Source organism: Bacillus sp. FDAARGOS_527 (assembly GCF_003812125.1).
GTDB classification, from domain to species: Bacteria; Bacillota; Bacilli; order Bacillales; family Bacillaceae_G; genus Bacillus_A; species Bacillus_A paranthracis.
The window spans coordinates 2,613,546-2,633,870 of record NZ_CP033795.1 but is presented as its reverse complement, the minus strand read 5'-3'; the positions used below and the strand labels follow the sequence as shown (position 1 = coordinate 2,633,870).

The following is a 20,325-nucleotide window of genomic DNA, read 5'->3' as shown; positions in this document are numbered from 1 at the left end:
AAAAGCGAGGCAATAAATATGAAATCTGTCACATTAGACAAACTACAACGTCCGTTAAAGGATTTACGTATTTCAGTTACTGATCGCTGTAATTTTCGCTGTCGATATTGTATGCCAGAAGAAATATTTGGTCCGGATTACTCGTTTTTGTCTAATGATAAAATTTTATCTTTTGATGAAATTGAAAGGATAACGCGTATTTTCGTTTCTTTAGGTGTTAGAAAATTACGGATTACAGGCGGAGAACCGTTACTTCGAAGAGGTCTTCCGCAGCTTATCGAGCGCCTGAATAAAATAGATGGTGTGGAGGATATCGGTTTAACAACTAATGGATCGTTACTTAAAAAGTTTGCTCCTGATTTATATAAGGCGGGTTTATCACGTGTGACAGTTAGTTTAGATTCCTTAGAAGAAGAGCGGTTTTTCTATTTGAATGGTAATAGAAGCAAAGTACAAAGGGTTCTGGAAGGAATACAAGCTGCAGCTGAAGTCGGTATGAAAATTAAAATAAACATGGTCGTTCAAAAGGGGAAAAACGAACAAGATATCTTGCAGATGGCGCAATACTTTAAGGAAAATAAACATATTCTTCGTTTTATTGAGTATATGGACGTTGGAAATTATAACGGTTGGGATTTAAAAGAGGTTGTCTCTAAACAAGAAATAGTAGATACGATTCATCAAGTTATGCCATTAGAACGAATAGAAGCGAATTATGCAGGAGAGGTTGCGACTCGCTATCGTTATATTGGAAGTGATGAAGAAATAGGTATTATTTCATCAGTAACAGACTCCTTCTGCTCCTCATGTACGAGAGCTCGTATTTCTGCAGAAGGAAAATTATATACTTGTTTGTTCGCTTCTATAGGAAATGATTTGAGAGAACTGCTTCGATCAGAATACACTGACGAGGAAATAACAGATGTCGTACGCGATATATGGAACAAACGAGAAGATCGTTATTCAGATGAACGCTTAAGTCATACAAGTAAAAGAAGAGCACCTAAAATTGAAATGTCACATATTGGTGGTTGATATATAAGCGTGACACTATGATGCAGTATATACAAAATGGAAGATGTGCAACGTTTGTAGATTTTCTATTTTATAGTAAAAGTGATGATTGATCTCTCTGTAAAAGATGTGCAGAGAAATTAAGCAGCATTCAAAAACCTTTATTTTGAGGAGGTTTTTTGAAGCTGCTTTTTTATTTGGAGAAAATGGAGGAATTAGTAATGGCATTTCATAAACCGGAACAAATTGCTGAGCTTGTCATTGAGGCCGGTGTTCAAAAAGTAAGTCAGACCTTGCCAGCAATGCTTATTCTCGGTTTTTTAGGAGGAGCGTTTATTTCGCTAGGTTTTTTACTTAACATTCGCGTTTTAGGTAATTTGCCTGAGCGCTGGGGGAGTTTAGTGAATGTTTTAGGAGGAGCGGTTTTTCCTGTTGGACTCATGCTCGTCGTATTAGCAGGAGGAGAATTAATTACCGGAAATATGATGTCACTATCTATGGCGCTATATGCAAAGAAAATTACATTGGTTAGTGTGCTAAATAACTGGATTTGGATTACTTTCATGAATTTTGTAGGAGCTATTTTCGTAGCGTATTGTTTCGGTCATCTTGGCGGATTAACAGAGGGAGATTATTTAAATAAAACGGTAGCGATAGCAGAAGGAAAGTTACATGAATCATTTGGGAGAACTTTAATTTTAGCAATTGGGTGTAATTGGCTCGTTTGTTTGGCGCTTTGGCTCGCTTATGGGACGAGTGATTTTGTCGGAAAAATAATCGGAATTTGGATTCCAATTATGGCATTTGTAGTGATTGGATTTCAGCAAGTGGTAGCAAATATGTTTGTCATCTCAGCAGTTATTTTTGCAGGTCATTTGACATGGATGGATCTTGCTAAAAATTTTGTTCCTGTCTTTATCGGAAATGTAATTGGCGGAGCTGGTTTTGTTGGATTTGCGTACTTTGCTTGTTATCAAAAACAACATTCTAATATGAAATAGAGTTCGTGAGAGGAAGGGTATGTAATGGCTGAGCGGTATTCACGACAACATTTGTTTAAACCAATTGGGAGTAGAGGGCAAGAAAAAATTCGAAATAAACATGTGTTAATTGTAGGAGTAGGCGCATTAGGAAGTGCAAGTGCCGAAAGTTTCGTACGTGCAGGTATTGGCAAGTTGACGATTATAGATCGCGATTACGTTGAATGGAGTAATTTACAAAGGCAACAATTGTACTCTGAACAAGATGCAAGAGAGAAATTGCCAAAAGCAATCGCTGCTAAAAATCGGCTAGAAAAACTTAATGCGGAAGTACAAATACATGCTTTCGTAATGGATGCATGTGTAGAAAACTTGGAAGAGCTATTAGAAAATGTCGATGTAATCATTGATGCAACAGATAATTTCGATATCCGATTTATAATAAATGACTTATCACAAAAACATAATATCCCGTGGGTATATGGTTCTTGCGTTGGCTCGTACGGTATGAGTTGTACAATTATTCCACAAGAGACACCGTGTTTACATTGTGTGCTGAAGAACGTTCCAGTTACAGGTGTGACGTGTGATACAGCTGGAATTATTAGCCCGACTGTACAAATCGTCGCAGCATATCAAGTGGCGGAAGCACTCAAAATTTTAGTAGAAGATTTTGCAGCAATTAGAAAAACATTTTTCATGTTTGATATATGGAGTAATCAAAACCATTTTATAAAACTAGGGAAAATAAAAACAGACGCTTGTCTCTCATGTGGTTTGAATCGAACTTATCCTTATTTATCATATGAAAACCAAACGAAGGTAGCTGCTTTATGCGGAAGAAATACAGTTCAAATTAGATCAGTAGACAATAGAAAATACAATTTTGATGATATAGAAAAAGTATTAAAAAAAGTGGGGGAAGTAAATCGGAATCCGTATTTACTATCTTGCCAATTAGATGAGTACCGCATCGTTGTTTTTCGGGATGGTCGTGTTTTTATTCATGGCACAAATGATATTTCGAAAGCGAAACAACTATATTATTGCGTATTCGGCTAATAGAAAGGGTTGTCAACAATGGAAAGAAGAGTACCAATCACAGTTGAAGAGGCTGTTCGTAAAGTGATGGGATTTGCTCATAACGGCTTAAAGGAGCTACTACCTATTGAATTAGCTTACGGACGTATATTAGCAGAGGATTTAGTAGCTGACCATGATGTGCCGTCATTTAATCGTTCACCGTATGACGGGTTTGCTATTAGAGCAGAAGATACGAATTTAGCAAGTTATGAAACGCCAATTGTATTTGAAGTAGTGGGTGAAATTGGTGCAGGATCGCTATTCGATGAGAAAGTAGGTCCGTTTCAAGCAGTTCGAATTATGACGGGAGCACAGATTCCGAGTGGATGTGATGCAGTTGTTATGCTAGAGCTGACTCGTCAATATGAGGAGGCTGGCAGTAAGTATATGGAATTGAAACGGTCATTCAAAACGGGCGATAATATTTCTTTTCAAGGTGAAGATGCTCGTAAAGGAACGGTTCTTGCAAAGAAAGGAACATACATTCATCCAGGTATTTCAGCTCTTCTTGCTACGTTCGGGTATAGCGAGGTGCCAGTTGCGAGAAAGCCTGTAGTTGGACTATTAGCGACTGGCAGTGAATTACTGGATGTAAACGATTCATTACAGCCAGGGAAAATCCGAAATAGTAATACGTATATGATATTGTCTCAAATCCGAAGAGCAGGCGGAAGAGTAAAATATTTTGGGAAGTTTAGCGATGATTTTTATACGTGTTTTACGGCTGTAAAAGAAGCATTAAGCCAAGTAGATATGCTCATTACAACAGGTGGTGTATCAGTAGGGGATTACGATTATTTGCCAGCTATATATGAAAAATTAGGTGCATCAGTTCTTTTCAATAAAGTTGCAATGAGGCCAGGAAGTGTTACGACTGTAGCGCAATTAAATGGCAAGTTATTATTCGGTTTATCAGGAAATCCATCTGCTTGTTACGTAGGGTTTGAATTATTTGTAAGACCTTGTATTCGGACGTATATGTTTAGTGAAAAAGCACATGTAAAAAGAGAAAAAGCGTTATTAGGAGAAGACTTTTTAAAGCCAAATCCATTTACAAGATTTGTACGAGGAAAACTAACATATAACGAAGGGCAGTTAATCGCTTATCCGTCAGGGTTTGATAAATCTAGTTCAGTTTCTTCTCTAGCAGAGACAAATATATTTATTGTACTTCCAGGTGGTACGAGAGGGTATAAAAAAGATATGTTCGTAGATGTTCTCTTGTTGGAAGATAACGAAGGTAGTGAATGGCCTTGGACATTTTATAAAGTGAGAGGTGATTCTAATGGGACAAGTGCTATTTGAGATTGTTGATATACCGATTGTAGTTGAAGAAGTAACGAATAAAGTTGCAAGAAGAGAGGCAGGTGCGATTACAACTTTTATTGGTACAGTGAGAGAATTAACAAAAGGAAGACGAACGCTATATTTAGAGTATGAAGCATATGAAACGATGGCAGTAAAACAACTTATGAGAATTGGTGAAGAAATTAGTGAAAGATGGCCGGATGCAAAAGTAGCAATTACTCACCGAGTAGGCCGGCTAGAAATAATGGATATTGCGGTAGTCATTGCAGTTTCATCACCGCATCGTAAAGTAGCTTATGAAGCGAATGAATACGCAATTGAACGTATAAAGCGAATCGTCCCAATATGGAAAAAAGAATTTTGGGAAGATGGGACGATGTGGATTGGCGATCAACTTGAAAATACACCATATCCAGCAGGAAAACCGAAGAAGGAAGAATGAGAAAATGATTACAATTTTACTGTTTGCAAATTTGCGTGAGGAAGTCGGATTAGATCGATTCGTAATTTCAGAAAAACAAGAAATGACAGTGCAGCAATTAAAAGAATGGCTCAAAGCAAACTATAGTTTACAATCGCTTGATAGAGTGATGGTGGCTGTTAATGAAGAGTTTGTAACGAATGAGGAGATGATACGAGCTGGAGATATTGTCGCATTCATCCCGCCTGTTAGTGGTGGATAATAAGCGTTTCTTGAAACGATAAGAAGATGCTATATATAAATTCGAATACGAGAAGGGATGAGTTCTATGCTTACTCAAGAACAAATAATGAATGCGTTAAAACATGTAGAGGATCCAGAATTACACAAAAGTATTGTGGAGTTAAACATGGTTAGAAATATACAAATGAATGGAACAGAGGTTAAACTTGAAGTAGTGCTAACGATTCAAGGGTGTCCGTTAAAATCAAAAATTCAACAAGATATTGAAGAATCGCTTCACGCAATTGGTGCCTCTAAAGTGGCTGTAACATTTAGTTCTATGACAAAAGAAGAACGTGCAGTCTTAACAGAGAAGTTAAAGAAAAATACTAGAACAGAAACTGGTATGCCAAGCATGCTTCGTCCTGATTCAGGAGTACAATTTCTTACTGTAACGAGCGGAAAAGGTGGAGTCGGAAAATCAACTGTAACAATTAATCTTGCAACAGCTTTAGCTCGTATGGGCAAAAAAGTGGGGATATTAGATGCAGATATATATGGTTTTAGCATTCCAGCTATGATGGAAACGAATCAAAAACCAACGATGATTGATCAAACAGCAATTCCAGTTATTAGTCACGGTGTTAAAATTATGTCTATGGGATTTTTTACAGAAGGAAATAATCCGGTTATGTGGCGCGGACCGATGTTAAATAAATGGATTCAAAATTTCCTTGCGAATACGCACTGGGGAGAATTAGATTATTTACTTCTTGATTTACCACCTGGTACAGGAGATGTTGCTATTGATGTTGCAGCAATGATTCCGCAGGCGAAAGAAATTATTGTTACAACACCACATAATGTAGCTTCATTCGTAGCATCTAGAGTAGGCGTAATGGCAAAACATACGAAACACGAGATTTTAGGTATTGTGGAAAACATGGCTTATTATGAAGAACAAGATGGATCGAAAAATTATCTGTTCGGAAAAGGCGGCGGGGAAATGTTAGCAGAACAATTGCAAACAGAAGTAATCGCACAAGTACCTTTTGCAAAACGTGAAGAAAATAGCGGTTCATCTGTATATGATGAAGATTCTCTTGTTGGAGAAGTGTTTACATCGTTAGCAGAAGATATTATTTATAAAGGATAGAGGAGGAATTTTTTATGGCATGTAATATCGATCATTCTATTGAAGATGTAATGAATAAGCTCGAGAGCCAAAAGAGTTTTTTACCGGAAGTGATTTTTAAAGAGGTAAAGGGATTTTTGCAAGGTAATCATTCACAGGAAATATTAAATGATGTCTTTCATCTTCTAAAAAAGTATGACTTAGTTAGTGAAGAAGAAAGAGAGACGAGAAATACTCAATTATTGCTGATTATAAAATAAATACGCTTTGGCTTTTGTTTTGTAACAGGAGGGGTAAATGTAATGAATATGAAGAAGATGATTGAAACGATAGAAGCAACAAAAATGACTGATGAAGAATTATCGATTACTCATTTACATCAAAAGCTCGTGAAGTTATATAGTAAAAAAAATGTTGCTCATTATACGGAGTTATTAAAATATATTTTATCCTTATCCGTGCAGCTTGATTTACATTTCGTATTGAAATATTTTGGTGTGCGACCGGTTGTTGCTATAGACGAGCGTATGCAATTTCAAGAGATATTTAAATGTTTAGCTAATAAGGATGATAATGGGGAATGGTTTTTAAATTTCGTTTCTTTATATGTAGGGCTAATTGTAGTTCTTCACTTTGATGAAAAAGTGATTGAGAGAAGTTTTTTCGATGCTATGGTAGTGGGTGAAGGGAATGAAATATAAGGATCTTGCCCATAACATCTTTCTATTTAATAGCTATAATTAGTCTTTTGATTGGCTATGTAAATATGAAGGTAACGAATTAATAAAAAGTGTTCTTCAGTTGTTTCCATCGTTTTTTCATGTTACCATTAAGCGAATTTTTCATAGGGAGAGAAAGCGATGAAATGGATTTATTTTATTATGATTAACGTTATAGCTTTTAGCCTTATGGGGCTTGATAAACGAAAAGCGAAGAAGAAACAGTGGAGAACGCCAGAAAGTACGTTGTTTTTATCAGCAGCAGCTGGGGGAGCAGTTGGAGCTTGGATTGGTATGTATATGTTTCATCATAAAACTCATAAAAAGAAATTTGTTTTCGGCATACCGTTACTTGTTGTAATAACGGTATGTTTATTATTCGTTGTATGAGAAATGTCGAAAGAAATGCAGATTGATTATTGGTAAAGTGAGCACGTGGGAACGTATAATGGAGAAAAAATGAGAAGAGGAGAAAAAGGAAGATGGGGAGTCAATCAGCAGAGCAAAAAAAAGGGATTATATATGCGGCTGGTGCGTATACGATGTGGGGAATACTACCAATCTATTGGAAATGGGTTGAGGAAGTCCCAGCAGATGAAATATTAGCACACCGCATCGTTTGGGCATTCGTGTTTATGTTAATCGTATTAGGTGTTACGAAGAGATTTCGTCAGTTTATTGGAGAGTTCGTGAATCTTTTTAAACGACCTAAATTATTAATGTCGTTAACAATAGCTTCAGTCTTGATTAGCGGAAACTGGTTTGTCTACATATGGGCCGTTAATCATAATCATGTCATAGAAGCAAGTCTTGGCTATTATATTAATCCGCTTATTAGTATTTTACTTGGTACAGTCGTTTTAAAGGAAAAGTTAAACTTTTGGCAATACGTTGCAGTTGGTTTAGCTGGAGTAGGGGTTATCATTTTAACAGTACGTTTCGGGGCTATTCCATGGGTTTCTTTATCACTTGCCCTTTCATTTGGATTATATGGATTAACGAAAAAATTGTTAAACTATGATGCGACAATTGGACTTACGATGGAAACGATGTTAGTGACGCCGTTTGCGATTATTTATTTAGTAATGACAGGAGTACATGGTTTCGGCTCATTTGGCTCGATTTCAATGTTATCGACATTACTATTAATAGGGGCGGGCATTGTTACAGCATTGCCACTTTTTTATTTTGCAAAAGGAGCCCAACTTATTCCGCTTTATATGGTAGGGTTTTTACAATATATTGCACCAACAATTAGTTTGATTTTAGGTGTATTCGTATTTGGTGAACATTTCACATCTACTCATATGATTGCATTCTTTTGTATATGGGTTGCATTATTTGTATTCTCGGTAGCGAAAACAAAGTTCTTGGTGCAGAAACAACCGAAATTTATAAAAAATAAATCAGCAAAAGTATCGTAATGCGTAGTATTTTCTACGCATTTTTCTTTATACTGATACTATAGGATTTCCATTATAGCTAGTAGGGAGCTGAGAACGTGGAAACGATTTTACATAACGATCCGCTTATGGCCGCTGTAATTTCATGGTTTTTAGCACAATTAACGAAAGTAGTCTTTAAATTATTTAAAACGGGCGAATTTGATTTTGCAAAGTTTTTCGCTTCAGGTGGGATGCCAAGTTCTCATGCTTCAACTGTTACAGCACTGGCGACAGGTGTTGGCGTTGTGGAAGGTGTGGAAAGTACTTTATTTGCAATTGCTGCTATTTTTGCCATTATAGTTATGTATGATGCTTCAGGAGTAAGGCTTGCGGTAAGTAAACAAGCGAAAATATTGAATGAGTTTTTTCACGGTAGACAAACAGAATATAAGAAGTTAAATGAACTTGTCGGGCATACGCCGTATGAAGTAGTAGTTGGTGCTTTATTAGGGATTATTGTCGGAGTAGGATATTGTTTATGAGCAGAACATTTTATATGTTCTGCTTTTCTTTGTATTCATACATATTCAGCTACTTTCTTGAATATCGTTATACGGATTTCAAAAGGGTGGGTGAGTAACTTGTTATTATATGAAAAAGCGCATGAAGAAATAGCGAGAAGAGCAACTGCACTTCAATCGATGCAATGGCAAGATGGTACGTGGCGATTTTGTTTTGAAGGAGCTCCGTTAACAGATTGCCATATGATTTTTTTATTAAAATTATTAGGTAGAGATAAAGAGATAGAACCGTTTGTAAAAAGATTAGCATCACTTCAAACAAATGAAGGAACATGGAAATTGTATGAAGATGAAGTGGGTGGTAATTTATCTGCTACCATTCAATCTTATGCCGCCTTACTTGCATCAGGAAAATATACAAAAGAAGATGCGAATATGAAGCGAGCGGAAAATTTCATTAAGGAACGCGGAGGCGTGGCGCGTGCTCATTTTATGACGAAGTTTTTATTAGCGGTTCATGGAGAATATGAATATCCTTCACTCTTTCATTTGCCAACACCAATCATGTTTCTACAGAATGATTCTCCCCTCAGTATATTTGAATTGAGTAGCTCAGCACGTATCCATTTAATTCCGATGATGCTCTGTTTAAATAAAAGGTTTCGAGTAGGGAAAAAGTTATTGCCAAATTTAAATCACATTGCAGGCGGGGGCGGAGAATGGTTTCGGGAGGAGCGGTCTCCGTTGTTTCAAACGTTAGTAAGTGATGTAAAACAAATTATCTCGTATCCACTCTCGTTACATCATAAAGGGTATGAGGAAGTCGAACGATTTATGAAAGAGCGTATTGATGAAAATGGAACGTTATATAGTTACGCAACTGCCTCGTTTTATATGATTTATGCTTTACTTGCGTTAGGGCATTCTCTTCAATCATCAATAATTCAAAATGCTATAACCGGGATAACATCTTATATATGGAAGATGGAAAGCGGTAATCATTTGCAAAACTCTCCTTCAACTGTATGGGATACAGCTTTACTCAGCTATGCGTTACAAGAGGCCCACGTTCCGAAAGATAATAAAATGCTTCAAAATGCAACAGCATATTTATTAAAAAAACAGCATACAAAAAAAGCTGATTGGAGCGTACATGCTTCAGCGCTTACTCCAGGTGGTTGGGGTTTTTCGGATGTAAATACGACAGTTCCAGATGTTGATGATACAACAGCTGTACTAAGAGTGTTGGCAAGGAGTAGAGGAAACGAAAAGGTAGATCATGCTTGGCAGAAAGGGATTAATTGGGTTAAAGGATTACAAAATAATGATGGGGGCTGGGGAGCTTTTGAAAAAGGTGTGACGAGCAATATATTAGCAAAATTACCAATCGAAAATGCAAGTGATATGATTACAGATCCTTCTACACCAGATATTACAGGGAGGGTGTTAGAGTTTTTCGGGACATACGCGCAAAATGAATTACCTGAGAAACAAAAACAAAGTGCGATAAATTGGTTAATGAATGTACAAGAGGAAAATGGATCATGGTATGGGAAATGGGGGATTTGTTATATATATGGTACGTGGGCTGTTATGACAGGCTTACGGTCATTCGGAATTCCATCTAGCAATCCATCATTAAAACGTGCAGCTTTATGGCTTGAACATATACAGCATAAAGACGGTGGATGGGGAGAATCATGCCACAGTAGTGTGGAGAAAAGGTTCGTTACTTTACCATTTAGTACACCATCCCAAACGGCATGGGCGCTAGATGCTCTCATTTCTTACTATGATACAGAAACGCCAATTATTCGAAAAGGTATTTCATATTTGCTTGCGAATCCTTATGTGAATGAAAAATATCCTACTGGAACAGGTTTACCAGGTGGGTTTTATATTCGTTACCATAGCTATGCCCATATATATCCACTACTTACTTTGGCACATTATATAAAAAAATATAGAAAATAAACCGAGAGATACCTCTCGGTTTATTTTGTTGGGTAGTAGGTCCCTGTTGAAAAGAATAAGGTTGTGTTTTCCTTATTTTTCAGTTGACTGGCGTTTTTGACGTGCATCAGCGGCATTTGCACGTGCATTTGCTTCTAAGTCATTGTGGTCAGCAAGTTCACGAGAGAACTCTACATCAATGCCATCAGTAGCTTTGTTTTGTTTGAAATTTTTTTTGTTCATTCGACACAATCTCCTTGCACTTTATCCCGCTTTAATGGGCAGTAAGACCCGACCTCAAAATTCAGCGAAAGCAAAGAAGTTAGGTGGGGATCGGGCTACCCATAAAAGTCCGATTGGTGAGGGCTGATAATCAGTGGGGGGAAGAAAACCCCCACTGATTAAAGTTTCACTTTATGCGACGTTGCAAAGTTAGTTTGACACAAATAGACTTTTTTATACAAAGAGGAATTGGAAAGTAAAAAGCCGAAATATACAGTATAAGTAATAGAAATGGGGGATAGCAATGGAGTTTTTAAACGGGAAAACAGCTGTTGTAACAGGAGCTGCACAGGGAATTGGAAAAGAGATTGCAAGGGTGTATGCAAAGCTAGGGGCGAAAGTATTAATTAGCGATGTAAATGAAGAGAAGCTACAAAAAACGACACGTGAGTTATCGGACGAAGGATATGAAGTGTGCTCATATCGATGTGATGTGAGTAATCAAAATGAAGCGAAATCGTTAATTGAATATGCGGTTCAAAAATTCGGTACATTACATATTTTGGTGAATAACGCTGGGATTACAAGAGATGCAATGTTACATAAAATGGAGAAGTCTGCTTGGGAACAAGTATTACAAGTGAACTTAACCGGTGTTTTTTATTGTATGCAACCAGCGCTTCTTTACATGAGACAACAAGGGTATGGGCGCATTATTAATATATCTTCAATTAGTAGGGAAGGAAACATAGGTCAAGCAAATTATGCGGCTACGAAGGCAGGCGTTGTAGGTTTAACGAAAACGGCAGCGAAAGAAGTTGGAAGTTTCGGTATTACGTGTAATGCGATTTGTCCAGGGTTTATGGATACAGATATGACAAAAACGATACCAGATAAAGTGAAAGAAAAGATGGTTGGTGCGATTCCAGTTGGTAGAATTGGAACCCCAGAAGATATTGCGAACGCAGCAGCCTTTTTAGCATCAGAATACGCATCCTATATTACAGGAGAAGTATTAAATGTGAGCGGAGGACTGCAAGTTTAAAGACATACATAATGAAAAGAACCTGACCGGATAGGTCAGGTTCTTTCTCATTAATTTAAGTTAAGCCAAACGCTCTTCACTTCTGTATAGTTATTTAATGCATAAGATCCCATTTCACGACCAAGACCGGATTGTTTAAATCCTCCAAATGGAGATGCTGCATCAAAGACGTTATAACAGTTTACCCATACTGTACCAGCACGTACTTTACTTGCAACGTAGTGTGCTGTTTTAACATTTTCTGTCCACACACCAGCTGCTAAGCCGAATTGTGATTTATTTGCACGTTCAATTACTTCATCAATATCGTTAAATGGTATTGCAGAAATAACTGGACCGAAAATTTCTTCTTTTGCAATCGTCATTTCATCATTAACGTCAGCGAATACAGTAGGGGAAACGAAGTATCCTTGATCGAATGGATTACTTCCTCCGCATAGTACTTCAGCACCTTCTTCAATTCCTTTTTCAATGTAGCCCATTACACGTTTTTGTTGTTCTTCAGAAACGAGAGGACCGATTGTAGTTTCTGGACTTAAGCCAGCACCTTGATTTAATTTTTTAGAGTAAAGGACAAGGTCAGCCATGACATTATCATACATTTTCTTCGGAACAAATAAACGTGATCCAGCAGAGCATACTTGTCCTTGGTTAAACATAACACCAGAAAGTGCACCAGGAATCGCGCGAGATAAATCAGCATCTGGCAGGATGATATTTGGTGATTTACCGCCTAGCTCAAGTGTAACGCGCTTTAATGTTTCAGATGCTTGGCGCATAATTTGCTTACCGACTGGAGTAGAACCAGTAAATGCAATTTTATCAACGAGTGGATGATTAACAAGAGCTTGTCCAGCTGATTCACCGAATCCAGGAACGATATTAATAACACCTTTCGGGAATCCAGCTTCTTCAATTAATTCAGCTAAGTATAGTGCGGATAGTGGAGTTTGTTCTGCAGGTTTTAAAACGATTGTACATCCTGTAGCAAGCGCTGCTCCCATTTTCCACATTGCCATAAGAAGCGGGAAGTTCCAAGGGATAATTTGACCAACGACACCAACAGCTTCATGGCGTGTATAGTTAAAGTAATCACCGGAAACAGGAATTGTTTGACCAACGATTTTCGTCGCCCAGCCGGCATAATAGCGCATATGTTCAATTGCGAGTGGTATGTCTGCTGCCATTGTTTCACGGATTGGCTTTCCGTTATCTAACGTTTCAAGCTGTGCAAGCTCTTCTTTATGTTCTTCCATTAAATCAGCTAACTTGTACATAAGCCGGCTTCGCTCAGCAGTGCTCATGCGAGACCAAGGACCTTCGTCAAAAGCCATGCGAGCTGCAACGACAGCTTTATGAATATCTTCGCGACCAGCTTCAGAAACGACGGCAAGTGTTTCGCCAGTTGCTGGGTTAGGTGTGTTAAATGTTTTTTCGGAAGCGCTTTCAACGAATGATCCATTCACATATAACTTTTTTGTACCTTGAAGAAATTTCTCTACCTTTTCATGAAGATTTACAGCTAGTTGACTCATTGTATAACCCCCTTGAAAATATAATTAAACGCAGTACGAGACGGCGTTTATTCCGAAATCAAGGATGTAGGAACTAGATGGAAAGCCTCTAATTAAAATCATAATTAACAAATACTGAAAATTCAAATTTCATTTGTGTTGCAATTGTAAAAAATATGTAATGTAAGAGAATCTTCTATATGATTATAAAAAATCCTGCTTGTTTTTGCTTTCTAGTAGGAAAAACTAGAAGAACAATGGTACAATAATACATCGTGAGAGGAGGGAGAAAAATGAAGAATTATCATGATGATCCACGCTTTCGAATCGCCCATAGAGAAGCGTTAATTGGTCTTGGACTTGCTATTATCAATTTTATAATATGGTACGGATTTGCTTATGGGCTTGGTAGTAAAAATCCAAGTGAATATACATATGTATTTGGTTTTCCAGCATGGTTTTTTTATAGCTGTATCGTTGGATTTATCGTTATGGTTATTTTACTTAGTTTAGTTGTTCGTTTTGTATTTCAAGATATTTCACTCGATGAGGAAGAAAAAAGTGAGGAATAATAGATGAATTGGTATGTAATCATTCCAATGATAATTTCGTTTATCGTTGTATTTTTAATTGGTGTATATGCTTCAAGACGTGTACAAGCGACTGCCCATAATAAATTTTTGCAAGAATATTTTTTAGGTGGGCGTGAGCTCGGTGGTTTATTATTAGCAATGACAATGATTGCTACGTACGGTAGTGCTAGTAGCTTCATTGGTGGCCCTGGTATAGCATACAATATGGGGCTTGGATGGGTATTGTTATCTGCGATTCAAGTTGTAACAGGGTATATCGTTTTAACGGTTATCGGTAAAAAGTTTGCAATTATCGCTAGGAAGATGGAAGCCATTACTCTTATTGATTATTTAAAGGGAAGATATAATAATAAAGCAGTTGTCATACTTTCTGCGTTATGTATTATTATCTTTTTATTTTCAGCAACAGTAGCTCAGTGGGTCGGCGGTGGTCGATTAATTGAGTCGCTAACGGGTCTCTCTTATACAACAGCACTATTTTTATTTACTTTTTCTGTACTTGTGTACGTATTAATTGGTGGATTTCGTGCAGTTGCTCTATCAGATACATTATTAGGTATCATTATGTTAGTTGGAACGACAATCATTTTAATTGCTACTGTCATTGCCGGTGGTGGAATTGAAAAGATTATGCAGGAACTTGTTCAAATCAATCCAAATTTAATTACACCATTCGGAGCGGATGGTAGTTTAACGAAAACATATGTGACATCATTTTGGATTTTAATTGGAATTGGCGTTGTCGGTTTACCGCAAATTAGTGTGCGTGCCATGTCTTATAAAAATTCAAAAGCGATGCATCAAGCGTTAATAATTGGGACGATTGTTGTGGGTACAATTATGATTGGTATGCATTTAACGGGTGTGTTCGCACGAGTCGTACTTCCAGGTATAACGGTACCAGATAAAGTAATGCCGCTACTCGCGATGGAGGTGTTACCTCCCTGGTTAGCTGGAGTTTTCTTAGCTGCACCGATGGCAGCGATTATGTCTACAGTAAACTCGCTATTGTTACTTGTAAGTTCATCAATCATTAAAGATATATACGTAAATTACATAAATAAAGATGCGGCAGATAGTACGATTAGAAAAGGGAGTTTATGGATTACTGCTATCGTAGGACTGCTCGTTTATGCAGCAGCAATTAAACCACCTGATTTTTTAATATGGTTGAATTTATTTTCTTTCGGTGGATTAGAAGCAGCATTCATTTGGCCGATCGTATTAGGGTTATATTGGAGGAAAGGAAATGCAACAGGAGCGCTTGCATCTATTTTAGTTGGGGTAAGCTCATATATGTGTATCCATCTTTTCTATCCAAATCCGTTCGGTATACATACAGTTGTCTTCCCAATTTGTTTTGCGTTTATCGCTTATATCGTTGGAAGTATGAGTGCTGTAAAGAAAACAGTATAGGTTAGTGGGAGAACGTAGTCCTTAGAGGACTGCGTTTTTTCGTATAAATTTGTTCTTTTTATTCTGTAATCCTGTGAATATTCATAAATTAATAACAATTGAGGGGATGGAGTTGAGGGTGATGAAAAAAGTATTGTTTTTAGGAGACCCGGGAATTGATGACTCTTTGGCAATTATGTATGGATTGTTACATCCTGATATTGATATTGTTGGTGTAGTAACTGGATATGGAAATGTAACGCAAGAAAAGGCGACAAGTAATGCGGCATATTTATTGCAACTGGCAGGGCGGGAAGACATACCTGTTATTAATGGTGCGAAAATCCCTTTATCTGGAGATATTACAACGTATTATCCAGAAATTCATGGGGCGGAAGGTTTAGGACCAATTCGACCGCCAAAAAATCTTTCTCCAAATATAAAGCCTTTTTGTGAGTTTTTTGACATACTTGAAAAATATAAAGGAGAATTAATTATAGTTGATGCTGGTAGGTCAACGACACTTGCGACAGCATTTATTTTAGAAAAACCATTGATGAAGTATGTGAAGGAATATTATATAATGGGCGGTGCTTTTTTAATGCCTGGCAATGTGACACCAGTCGCAGAAGCGAATTTTCATGGTGATCCTATTGCATCACAATTAGTAATGCAAAATGCCAAGAATGTGACATTGGTGCCGCTTAATGTTACATCTGAAGCTATAATTACGCCAGAGATGGTAAAGTACATTACGAAACATTCTAAAACGAGTTTTAATAAATTAATTGAACCGATTTTTACGTATTATTATAAAGCTTATAGAAAATTAAATCCGAAAATAACAGGGAGTCCAGTACATGACGTCGTTACAATGATGGTTGCGGCAAATCCCTCTATTTTGGACTATGTATACCGCCGTGTCGATGTAGATACAGTAGGGATTGCAAAAGGAGAGAGTATTGCTGATTTTCGTCCTCAACCTGATGCAAAAGCTTTAAAGAATTGGGTTCGAATTGGTTGGTCGTTACACTATAAAAAATTCCTCGAAGATTTCGTTAAAATTATGACGTAGACATAATGGGAGAATACAAGTTAAAATAATGGAGATGATTACTAAAATAATCATCTCCATTATTTTGTTTGTAAGAGATAGATAGAGAAGAGCTACACAATAGGAGAGGAATTTTACTTGAAAAAAACTATAGTATGCGCAGTGATTGTGGGTATTTTCGTTTTGCTAATATCGGGTAATTTTTTAGTGAAAAAAGTTTGGAGTTCGAATAATGATGATGCGCAGTATATCGCATCCTTTATTGAAGAACATAAAGATGAAAAAAATAGCGCGCTTCTAGTAAAAAGAAATGATAAAGTCGTTTATTCTGTAAATCCGAATGTTGTATTGCCAGTTGCTAGTACAATGAAATTAATTGTGGCGCTTGAATTTACGAAACAAGTTACGGAAGGGAAAATTGATTCGTCTAGTTTTGTTTCCATAAATGATGTGAATCGTTATTATGTACCGAATACAGATGGTGGTGCGCAAGATAGATGGCAAAGGTATTTGGAGAAGACAGGTAAGATAACTGAAGGAGCGATTTCTTTAGAAGAAGTGGCAAAAGGAATGGTTAAGTTTAGTTCGAATGCGAATGCTGAATATTTAATGGAAGTGTTAGGATTAGATAATATTAATCGGAATTTACAAAGTTTATCGCTTCCAGCACATCAGCCGCTATTTCCAATCGTTTCATCTTTATACATTCCAGGATATTTGCATAAAGAACTACACGTTCCGAAATATAAAATAGAGAAAAAGTTAAAAGAAATGTCTCAAGAGCAATATCGTCAATATGCGATGATTATTCATGAGCGCTTAAAAAAGAAGGGACCATTATTACAGAAGGAAATTCCTCTTTATTTAGAGGAACGTTACGATAAAATTTGGTCAGATCGATTGCCAGCTGCTTCTGCAAACGATTATATGGTACTGCTTCAAAAGGCAAATCATAAGGGTGGACTGACAGAAGCAGAAGAAAAAGTATGGGCTAACATCGTTGAAACAGATATGAGCGCTAAGAAATACCGTAAAACATTTAGACATGCAGGGCAAAAAAACGGCTATACGCCATGGACAGTTACAAAAGCAGTTTATGCGATGGATAAACGGGGGAACTGTACAGAAATAGTGTTTTTAGCAAATAATTTAAATGAGGACGACAGTGCAGAAATACGGAAACATTTAGCAAACTTGCATTTCCAAGTGTTGCAAAGTGATAAGTATGATGCGACTTTTATTAAATAAACTCGGTGCAGAGAGCACCGAGTTTATTTTTGTGTACAAGCACTTTTTTGCTATCTCTGGGTATGATGGGTAGTAATACTTAGGTGAAAGGGGAAAAGGTGATGAAACAAAGTAAAGAAGAGTTTATAAAGAGTGAAGGCGCTGATTTCCCTGGGAAAACATATGTGGATTGTGTATTACAACATGTATTTAATTTTCAACGAAATTACTTATTGAAAGATATGTTTCAAGTGCATAAAGCGCATATTACGATGCTGATGGAAGAAAATTTAATGAAAAAGGAAGAAGCTAAAGTTATATTACACGCGTTAAAAAAGGTAGAGGGAATGCCAGAAGAGCAATTGCTCTATACAGAGCAGCATGAAGATCTCTTTTTTTTAGTGGAACATTTAATTTCTCAAGAAGCAAAAAGCAATTTTGTAAGTAATATGCATATTGGTAGAAGTAGAAATGATATGGGTGTCACGATGTATCGCATGAGTTTAAGACGGTATGTATTACGATTAATGGAACATCATTTGTTATTGCAAGAGAGTATATTGCAACTTGCTGCTGATCATAAGGAAACGATTATGCCAGCTTATACCCATACACAACCAGCGCAGCCAACGACATTTGGTCATTATACGTTAGCGATTTATGATACGATGCAGAGAGATTTAGAACGCATGAAAAAAACGTACAAACTTTTAAATCAGTCTCCAATGGGAGCCGCTGCGCTAGCTACAACAAGTTTCCCAATTAAACGAGAGCGAGTTGCCGAGTTACTTGGGTTTACAAATGTAATTGAGAACTCATATGATGCTGTTGCTGGAGCGGATTATTTATTAGAAGTTAGCTCTTTACTTATGGTAATGATGACGAATACGAGCAGATGGATCCATGACTTCTTACTATTAGCGACGAAAGAATATGATGGTATTACTGTGGCGAAGCCATATGTGCAAATTAGTAGTATTATGCCGCAAAAGCGAAATCCAGTTTCCATTGAACACGCCCGTGCAATTACGAGTAGTGCTTTAGGAGAAGCATTTACAGTATTTCAAATGATTCATAATACACCATTTGGTGATATTGTTGATACAGAGGATGACTTGCAGCCATACTTATATAAAGGGATTGAAAAGACTATTCGTGTTTTTTCTATTATGAATGCAGTTATTCGAACGATGAAGGTTGAGGAAGAAACGTTGAAAAATCGTTCCTATAAACATGCAATTACGATAACTGATTTCGCAGATGCTTTAACAAAAAACTATGACATTCCATTTCGGCATGCGCATCATGCAGCGAGTGCTATTGCAAATATGTTATTGGAGCAGAAAAAGGAGCTTCATGAATTACATTTGAAAGATGTGAATATGTACTTACAAGAAAAATTTAATATAACTTTATTAGAAAAAGAGTGGAAAGAAATTATATCGCCAAAAGCTTTTATACAAAAAAGAAATGTATACGGTGGGCCGAGTAAAAAAGAAATGGAGCGCATGATTAACAATCGAAAAGAGTTATTTCAGCAAGAAGAAGAGGTATTTGAAAAGGAAAAACAGAGAATTTTACAAGCTGAAAATAATTTGAATACGTTAGCTTTGAATATTATTGAATCGTAAAAGAGGGATTTAGTGAATTAATCGCCAATACCTTAATAAAACTATAAATAGAGAGAAGAGATTGTCGATGATTCAATTGCATGTATATGAAGAGATTGTTAATTTTAAAGAAGAGGTTACACCATTTCTAGAAAAGAATGAGCAGGAAAATAATCTCATATTAGGCGTATTACAAATGGTCCACCAACCGATATTTATGGGGATAGCGAAACAAGGAGAAGAAATTGCGGTTGTATTTCTTCAAACAGAAGAGAAGAAACAAATTATTGTTGCTACGTCTGAAATTGCGGAAGAGGACATCGTGGAACTTGCAAAAAAATTAGCGGAAGTATATCCAAATGTTCCTGGATTAATCGGTAATAAGAAAATTGTACAGAGATTAGCCGAAGAGATTGCAGTGTTAGCAAATAAGAAAACTACTGTTGCGATGGAGCAAGGTATATATGAATTAAAACAAGTGAAGAAAAAGTGGAACGGAGATGAAGTCTTTCGAGAAGTAAATAGTGATGAGCTAACATTAATAGAACAGTGGATATACCAATTTTGCGAAGATGTGAATCTTCCTACTACGAAAGAGGAAGCAAAACAAACGGCACATACATTAATTACTAATCATCGTTTATTTGGTCTAGAAGTAGATGGAAAACTTGTTTCTGTAGCAGCAAAAACACGTCCAACTAAAAATAATATAACAGTTAATTTCGTATATACGCCGAAAGAAGAAAGGAAAAAGGGATACGCATCTAATTGTGTAGCGGCACTTAGTCAACGTATGTTAGATGAAGGTTACAAAACAACGACATTATATACGGACCTGGCAAATCCAACATCGAATAAAATTTATCAAGAAATTGGTTATGAACAAATTGCGGAGTCTGTGCTTATATTTTTAGAGAAGTAGAA

Annotated in this window: 22 protein-coding genes; 20 read left to right on the top strand and 2 right to left on the bottom strand. The window is 36.8% G+C overall.

The annotated features are described in order from the left end of the window. Positions 1-18 precede the first annotated feature (18 nt). The 13 genes from moaA to EGX95_RS16080 all read left to right on the top strand — a co-directional run bounded on the left by moaA (position 19) and on the right by EGX95_RS16080 (position 10,762). Positions 19-1,035, top strand: coding sequence for a GTP 3',8-cyclase MoaA (moaA, locus tag EGX95_RS16140; RefSeq protein WP_000844135.1), 1,017 nt, complete (start codon positions 19-21; stop codon positions 1,033-1,035). Between the two features lie 200 nt (positions 1,036-1,235). Then, positions 1,236-2,015, top strand: a complete 780-nt coding sequence (locus EGX95_RS16135; RefSeq protein WP_000864003.1) for a formate channel — start codon at positions 1,236-1,238, stop codon at positions 2,013-2,015. Positions 2,016-2,039: 24 nt separating this feature from the next. Continuing rightward, positions 2,040-3,056 (top strand): molybdopterin-synthase adenylyltransferase MoeB, encoded by a 1,017-nt coding sequence (locus EGX95_RS16130; RefSeq protein ID WP_000840940.1) that lies wholly within the window; start codon positions 2,040-2,042, stop codon positions 3,054-3,056. Between the two features lie 18 nt (positions 3,057-3,074). Next, positions 3,075-4,382 (top strand): molybdopterin molybdotransferase MoeA, encoded by a 1,308-nt coding sequence (gene moeA, locus EGX95_RS16125; RefSeq protein WP_000442208.1) that lies wholly within the window; start codon positions 3,075-3,077, stop codon positions 4,380-4,382. Further along, the gene (moaE, locus tag EGX95_RS16120; RefSeq protein WP_000531880.1) at positions 4,363-4,827 is read left to right on the top strand and encodes a molybdopterin synthase catalytic subunit MoaE; all 465 of its coding nucleotides are present in this window, start codon (positions 4,363-4,365) and stop codon (positions 4,825-4,827) included. Before moeA ends, moaE begins: the two co-directional genes overlap by 20 nt. Before the next feature lie 4 nt (positions 4,828-4,831). Further along, positions 4,832-5,068 (top strand): molybdopterin converting factor subunit 1, encoded by a 237-nt coding sequence (gene moaD, locus EGX95_RS16115; RefSeq protein WP_000628477.1) that lies wholly within the window; start codon positions 4,832-4,834, stop codon positions 5,066-5,068. Between the two features lie 66 nt (positions 5,069-5,134). Beyond that, a complete protein-coding gene (locus EGX95_RS16110) occupies positions 5,135-6,184 on the top strand; it encodes a P-loop NTPase (RefSeq protein ID WP_000957502.1) in 1,050 nt (349 codons plus the stop codon). Between the two features lie 14 nt (positions 6,185-6,198). Then, entirely contained in the window at positions 6,199-6,423 is a 225-nt protein-coding gene (locus EGX95_RS16105; RefSeq protein ID WP_000752381.1) for a hypothetical protein, read from the top strand. A 42-nt stretch (positions 6,424-6,465) separates the two neighbouring features. After that, entirely contained in the window at positions 6,466-6,864 is a 399-nt protein-coding gene (locus EGX95_RS16100; protein ID WP_001056291.1) for a hypothetical protein, read from the top strand. A gap of 159 nt (positions 6,865-7,023) precedes the next feature. After that, complete coding sequence (locus EGX95_RS16095) at positions 7,024-7,272, top strand: DUF1294 domain-containing protein (RefSeq protein ID WP_000871342.1); 249 nt, start codon at positions 7,024-7,026, stop codon at positions 7,270-7,272. A 92-nt stretch (positions 7,273-7,364) separates the two neighbouring features. Continuing rightward, the gene (gene rarD, locus EGX95_RS16090; RefSeq protein ID WP_000535531.1) at positions 7,365-8,306 is read left to right on the top strand and encodes an EamA family transporter RarD; all 942 of its coding nucleotides are present in this window, start codon (positions 7,365-7,367) and stop codon (positions 8,304-8,306) included. A 77-nt stretch (positions 8,307-8,383) separates the two neighbouring features. Then, the gene (locus EGX95_RS16085; RefSeq protein WP_000447815.1) at positions 8,384-8,809 is read left to right on the top strand and encodes a divergent PAP2 family protein; all 426 of its coding nucleotides are present in this window, start codon (positions 8,384-8,386) and stop codon (positions 8,807-8,809) included. Between the two features lie 99 nt (positions 8,810-8,908). Next, positions 8,909-10,762 (top strand): terpene cyclase/mutase family protein, encoded by a 1,854-nt coding sequence (locus EGX95_RS16080; RefSeq protein WP_000928116.1) that lies wholly within the window; start codon positions 8,909-8,911, stop codon positions 10,760-10,762. A gap of 72 nt (positions 10,763-10,834) precedes the next feature. Here the strand turns inward: EGX95_RS16080 and EGX95_RS16075 are convergent, their stop codons facing one another. After that, positions 10,835-10,984 carry a YfhD family protein gene (locus EGX95_RS16075; protein ID WP_001035808.1) on the bottom strand — a complete coding sequence of 50 codons (150 nt, stop codon included), beginning with the start codon at positions 10,982-10,984 and terminating at the stop codon, positions 10,835-10,837. A gap of 283 nt (positions 10,985-11,267) precedes the next feature. Between EGX95_RS16075 and fabG the strand changes: the two genes are divergently transcribed. Beyond that, positions 11,268-12,008: a 3-oxoacyl-ACP reductase FabG gene (gene fabG / locus EGX95_RS16070; RefSeq protein WP_000395029.1), complete on the top strand. Its 741-nt coding sequence runs from the start codon at positions 11,268-11,270 to the stop codon at positions 12,006-12,008. A 50-nt stretch (positions 12,009-12,058) separates the two neighbouring features. On the opposite strand, the gene dhaS is transcribed toward fabG, so the two are convergent. After that, on the bottom strand, positions 12,059-13,543 hold the full coding sequence (dhaS, locus tag EGX95_RS16065) for an aldehyde dehydrogenase DhaS (protein WP_123805650.1): 1,485 nt from the start codon (positions 13,541-13,543) through the stop codon (positions 12,059-12,061). A 272-nt stretch (positions 13,544-13,815) separates the two neighbouring features. On the opposite strand from dhaS, the gene EGX95_RS16060 reads away from it, so the two are divergent. The 6 genes from EGX95_RS16060 to EGX95_RS16035 all read left to right on the top strand — a co-directional run bounded on the left by EGX95_RS16060 (position 13,816) and on the right by EGX95_RS16035 (position 20,323). Further along, on the top strand, positions 13,816-14,094 hold the full coding sequence (locus EGX95_RS16060) for a YhdT family protein (RefSeq protein ID WP_000800722.1): 279 nt from the start codon (positions 13,816-13,818) through the stop codon (positions 14,092-14,094). Positions 14,095-14,097: 3 nt separating this feature from the next. Continuing rightward, positions 14,098-15,531, top strand: a complete 1,434-nt coding sequence (panF, locus tag EGX95_RS16055; protein WP_001104828.1) for a sodium/pantothenate symporter — start codon at positions 14,098-14,100, stop codon at positions 15,529-15,531. Positions 15,532-15,637: 106 nt separating this feature from the next. Continuing rightward, entirely contained in the window at positions 15,638-16,585 is a 948-nt protein-coding gene (locus EGX95_RS16050) for a nucleoside hydrolase (RefSeq protein WP_155005152.1), read from the top strand. A gap of 117 nt (positions 16,586-16,702) precedes the next feature. Then, positions 16,703-17,812 (top strand): serine hydrolase, encoded by a 1,110-nt coding sequence (locus EGX95_RS16045; protein WP_000751358.1) that lies wholly within the window; start codon positions 16,703-16,705, stop codon positions 17,810-17,812. Between the two features lie 101 nt (positions 17,813-17,913). After that, on the top strand, positions 17,914-19,422 hold the full coding sequence (argH, locus tag EGX95_RS16040; protein ID WP_000813995.1) for an argininosuccinate lyase: 1,509 nt from the start codon (positions 17,914-17,916) through the stop codon (positions 19,420-19,422). 67 nt (positions 19,423-19,489) lie between these two features. Continuing rightward, positions 19,490-20,323: a GNAT family N-acetyltransferase gene (locus EGX95_RS16035; protein WP_000615394.1), complete on the top strand. Its 834-nt coding sequence runs from the start codon at positions 19,490-19,492 to the stop codon at positions 20,321-20,323. Positions 20,324-20,325: the final 2 nt, after the last annotated feature.

Bases quoted from the DNA above. Each gene is read 5' to 3' on its own strand.
- EGX95_RS16135 (WP_000864003.1), top strand. From the start codon at position 1,236: ATGGCATTTCATAAACCGGAACAAATTGCTGAGCTTGTCATTGAGGCC.
- EGX95_RS16050 (WP_155005152.1), top strand. From the start codon at position 15,638: ATGGAGTTGAGGGTGATGAAAAAAGTATTGTTTTTAGGAGACCCGGGA.
- dhaS (WP_123805650.1), bottom strand. From the start codon at position 13,543: ATGAGTCAACTAGCTGTAAATCTTCATGAAAAGGTAGAGAAATTTCTT.
- EGX95_RS16100 (WP_001056291.1), top strand. From the start codon at position 6,466: ATGAATATGAAGAAGATGATTGAAACGATAGAAGCAACAAAAATGACT.
- argH (WP_000813995.1), top strand. From the start codon at position 17,914: ATGAAACAAAGTAAAGAAGAGTTTATAAAGAGTGAAGGCGCTGATTTC.
- EGX95_RS16035 (WP_000615394.1), top strand. From the start codon at position 19,490: ATGATTCAATTGCATGTATATGAAGAGATTGTTAATTTTAAAGAAGAG.
- moeA (WP_000442208.1), top strand. From the start codon at position 3,075: ATGGAAAGAAGAGTACCAATCACAGTTGAAGAGGCTGTTCGTAAAGTG.
- EGX95_RS16095 (WP_000871342.1), top strand. From the start codon at position 7,024: ATGAAATGGATTTATTTTATTATGATTAACGTTATAGCTTTTAGCCTT.
- EGX95_RS16130 (WP_000840940.1), top strand. From the start codon at position 2,040: ATGGCTGAGCGGTATTCACGACAACATTTGTTTAAACCAATTGGGAGT.
- EGX95_RS16105 (WP_000752381.1), top strand. From the start codon at position 6,199: ATGGCATGTAATATCGATCATTCTATTGAAGATGTAATGAATAAGCTC.
- fabG (WP_000395029.1), top strand. From the start codon at position 11,268: ATGGAGTTTTTAAACGGGAAAACAGCTGTTGTAACAGGAGCTGCACAG.
- EGX95_RS16075 (WP_001035808.1), bottom strand. From the start codon at position 10,984: ATGAACAAAAAAAATTTCAAACAAAACAAAGCTACTGATGGCATTGAT.
- EGX95_RS16110 (WP_000957502.1), top strand. From the start codon at position 5,135: ATGCTTACTCAAGAACAAATAATGAATGCGTTAAAACATGTAGAGGAT.
- moaE (WP_000531880.1), top strand. From the start codon at position 4,363: ATGGGACAAGTGCTATTTGAGATTGTTGATATACCGATTGTAGTTGAA.
- moaD (WP_000628477.1), top strand. From the start codon at position 4,832: ATGATTACAATTTTACTGTTTGCAAATTTGCGTGAGGAAGTCGGATTA.
- panF (WP_001104828.1), top strand. From the start codon at position 14,098: ATGAATTGGTATGTAATCATTCCAATGATAATTTCGTTTATCGTTGTA.
- rarD (WP_000535531.1), top strand. From the start codon at position 7,365: ATGGGGAGTCAATCAGCAGAGCAAAAAAAAGGGATTATATATGCGGCT.
- EGX95_RS16060 (WP_000800722.1), top strand. From the start codon at position 13,816: ATGAAGAATTATCATGATGATCCACGCTTTCGAATCGCCCATAGAGAA.
- moaA (WP_000844135.1), top strand. From the start codon at position 19: ATGAAATCTGTCACATTAGACAAACTACAACGTCCGTTAAAGGATTTA.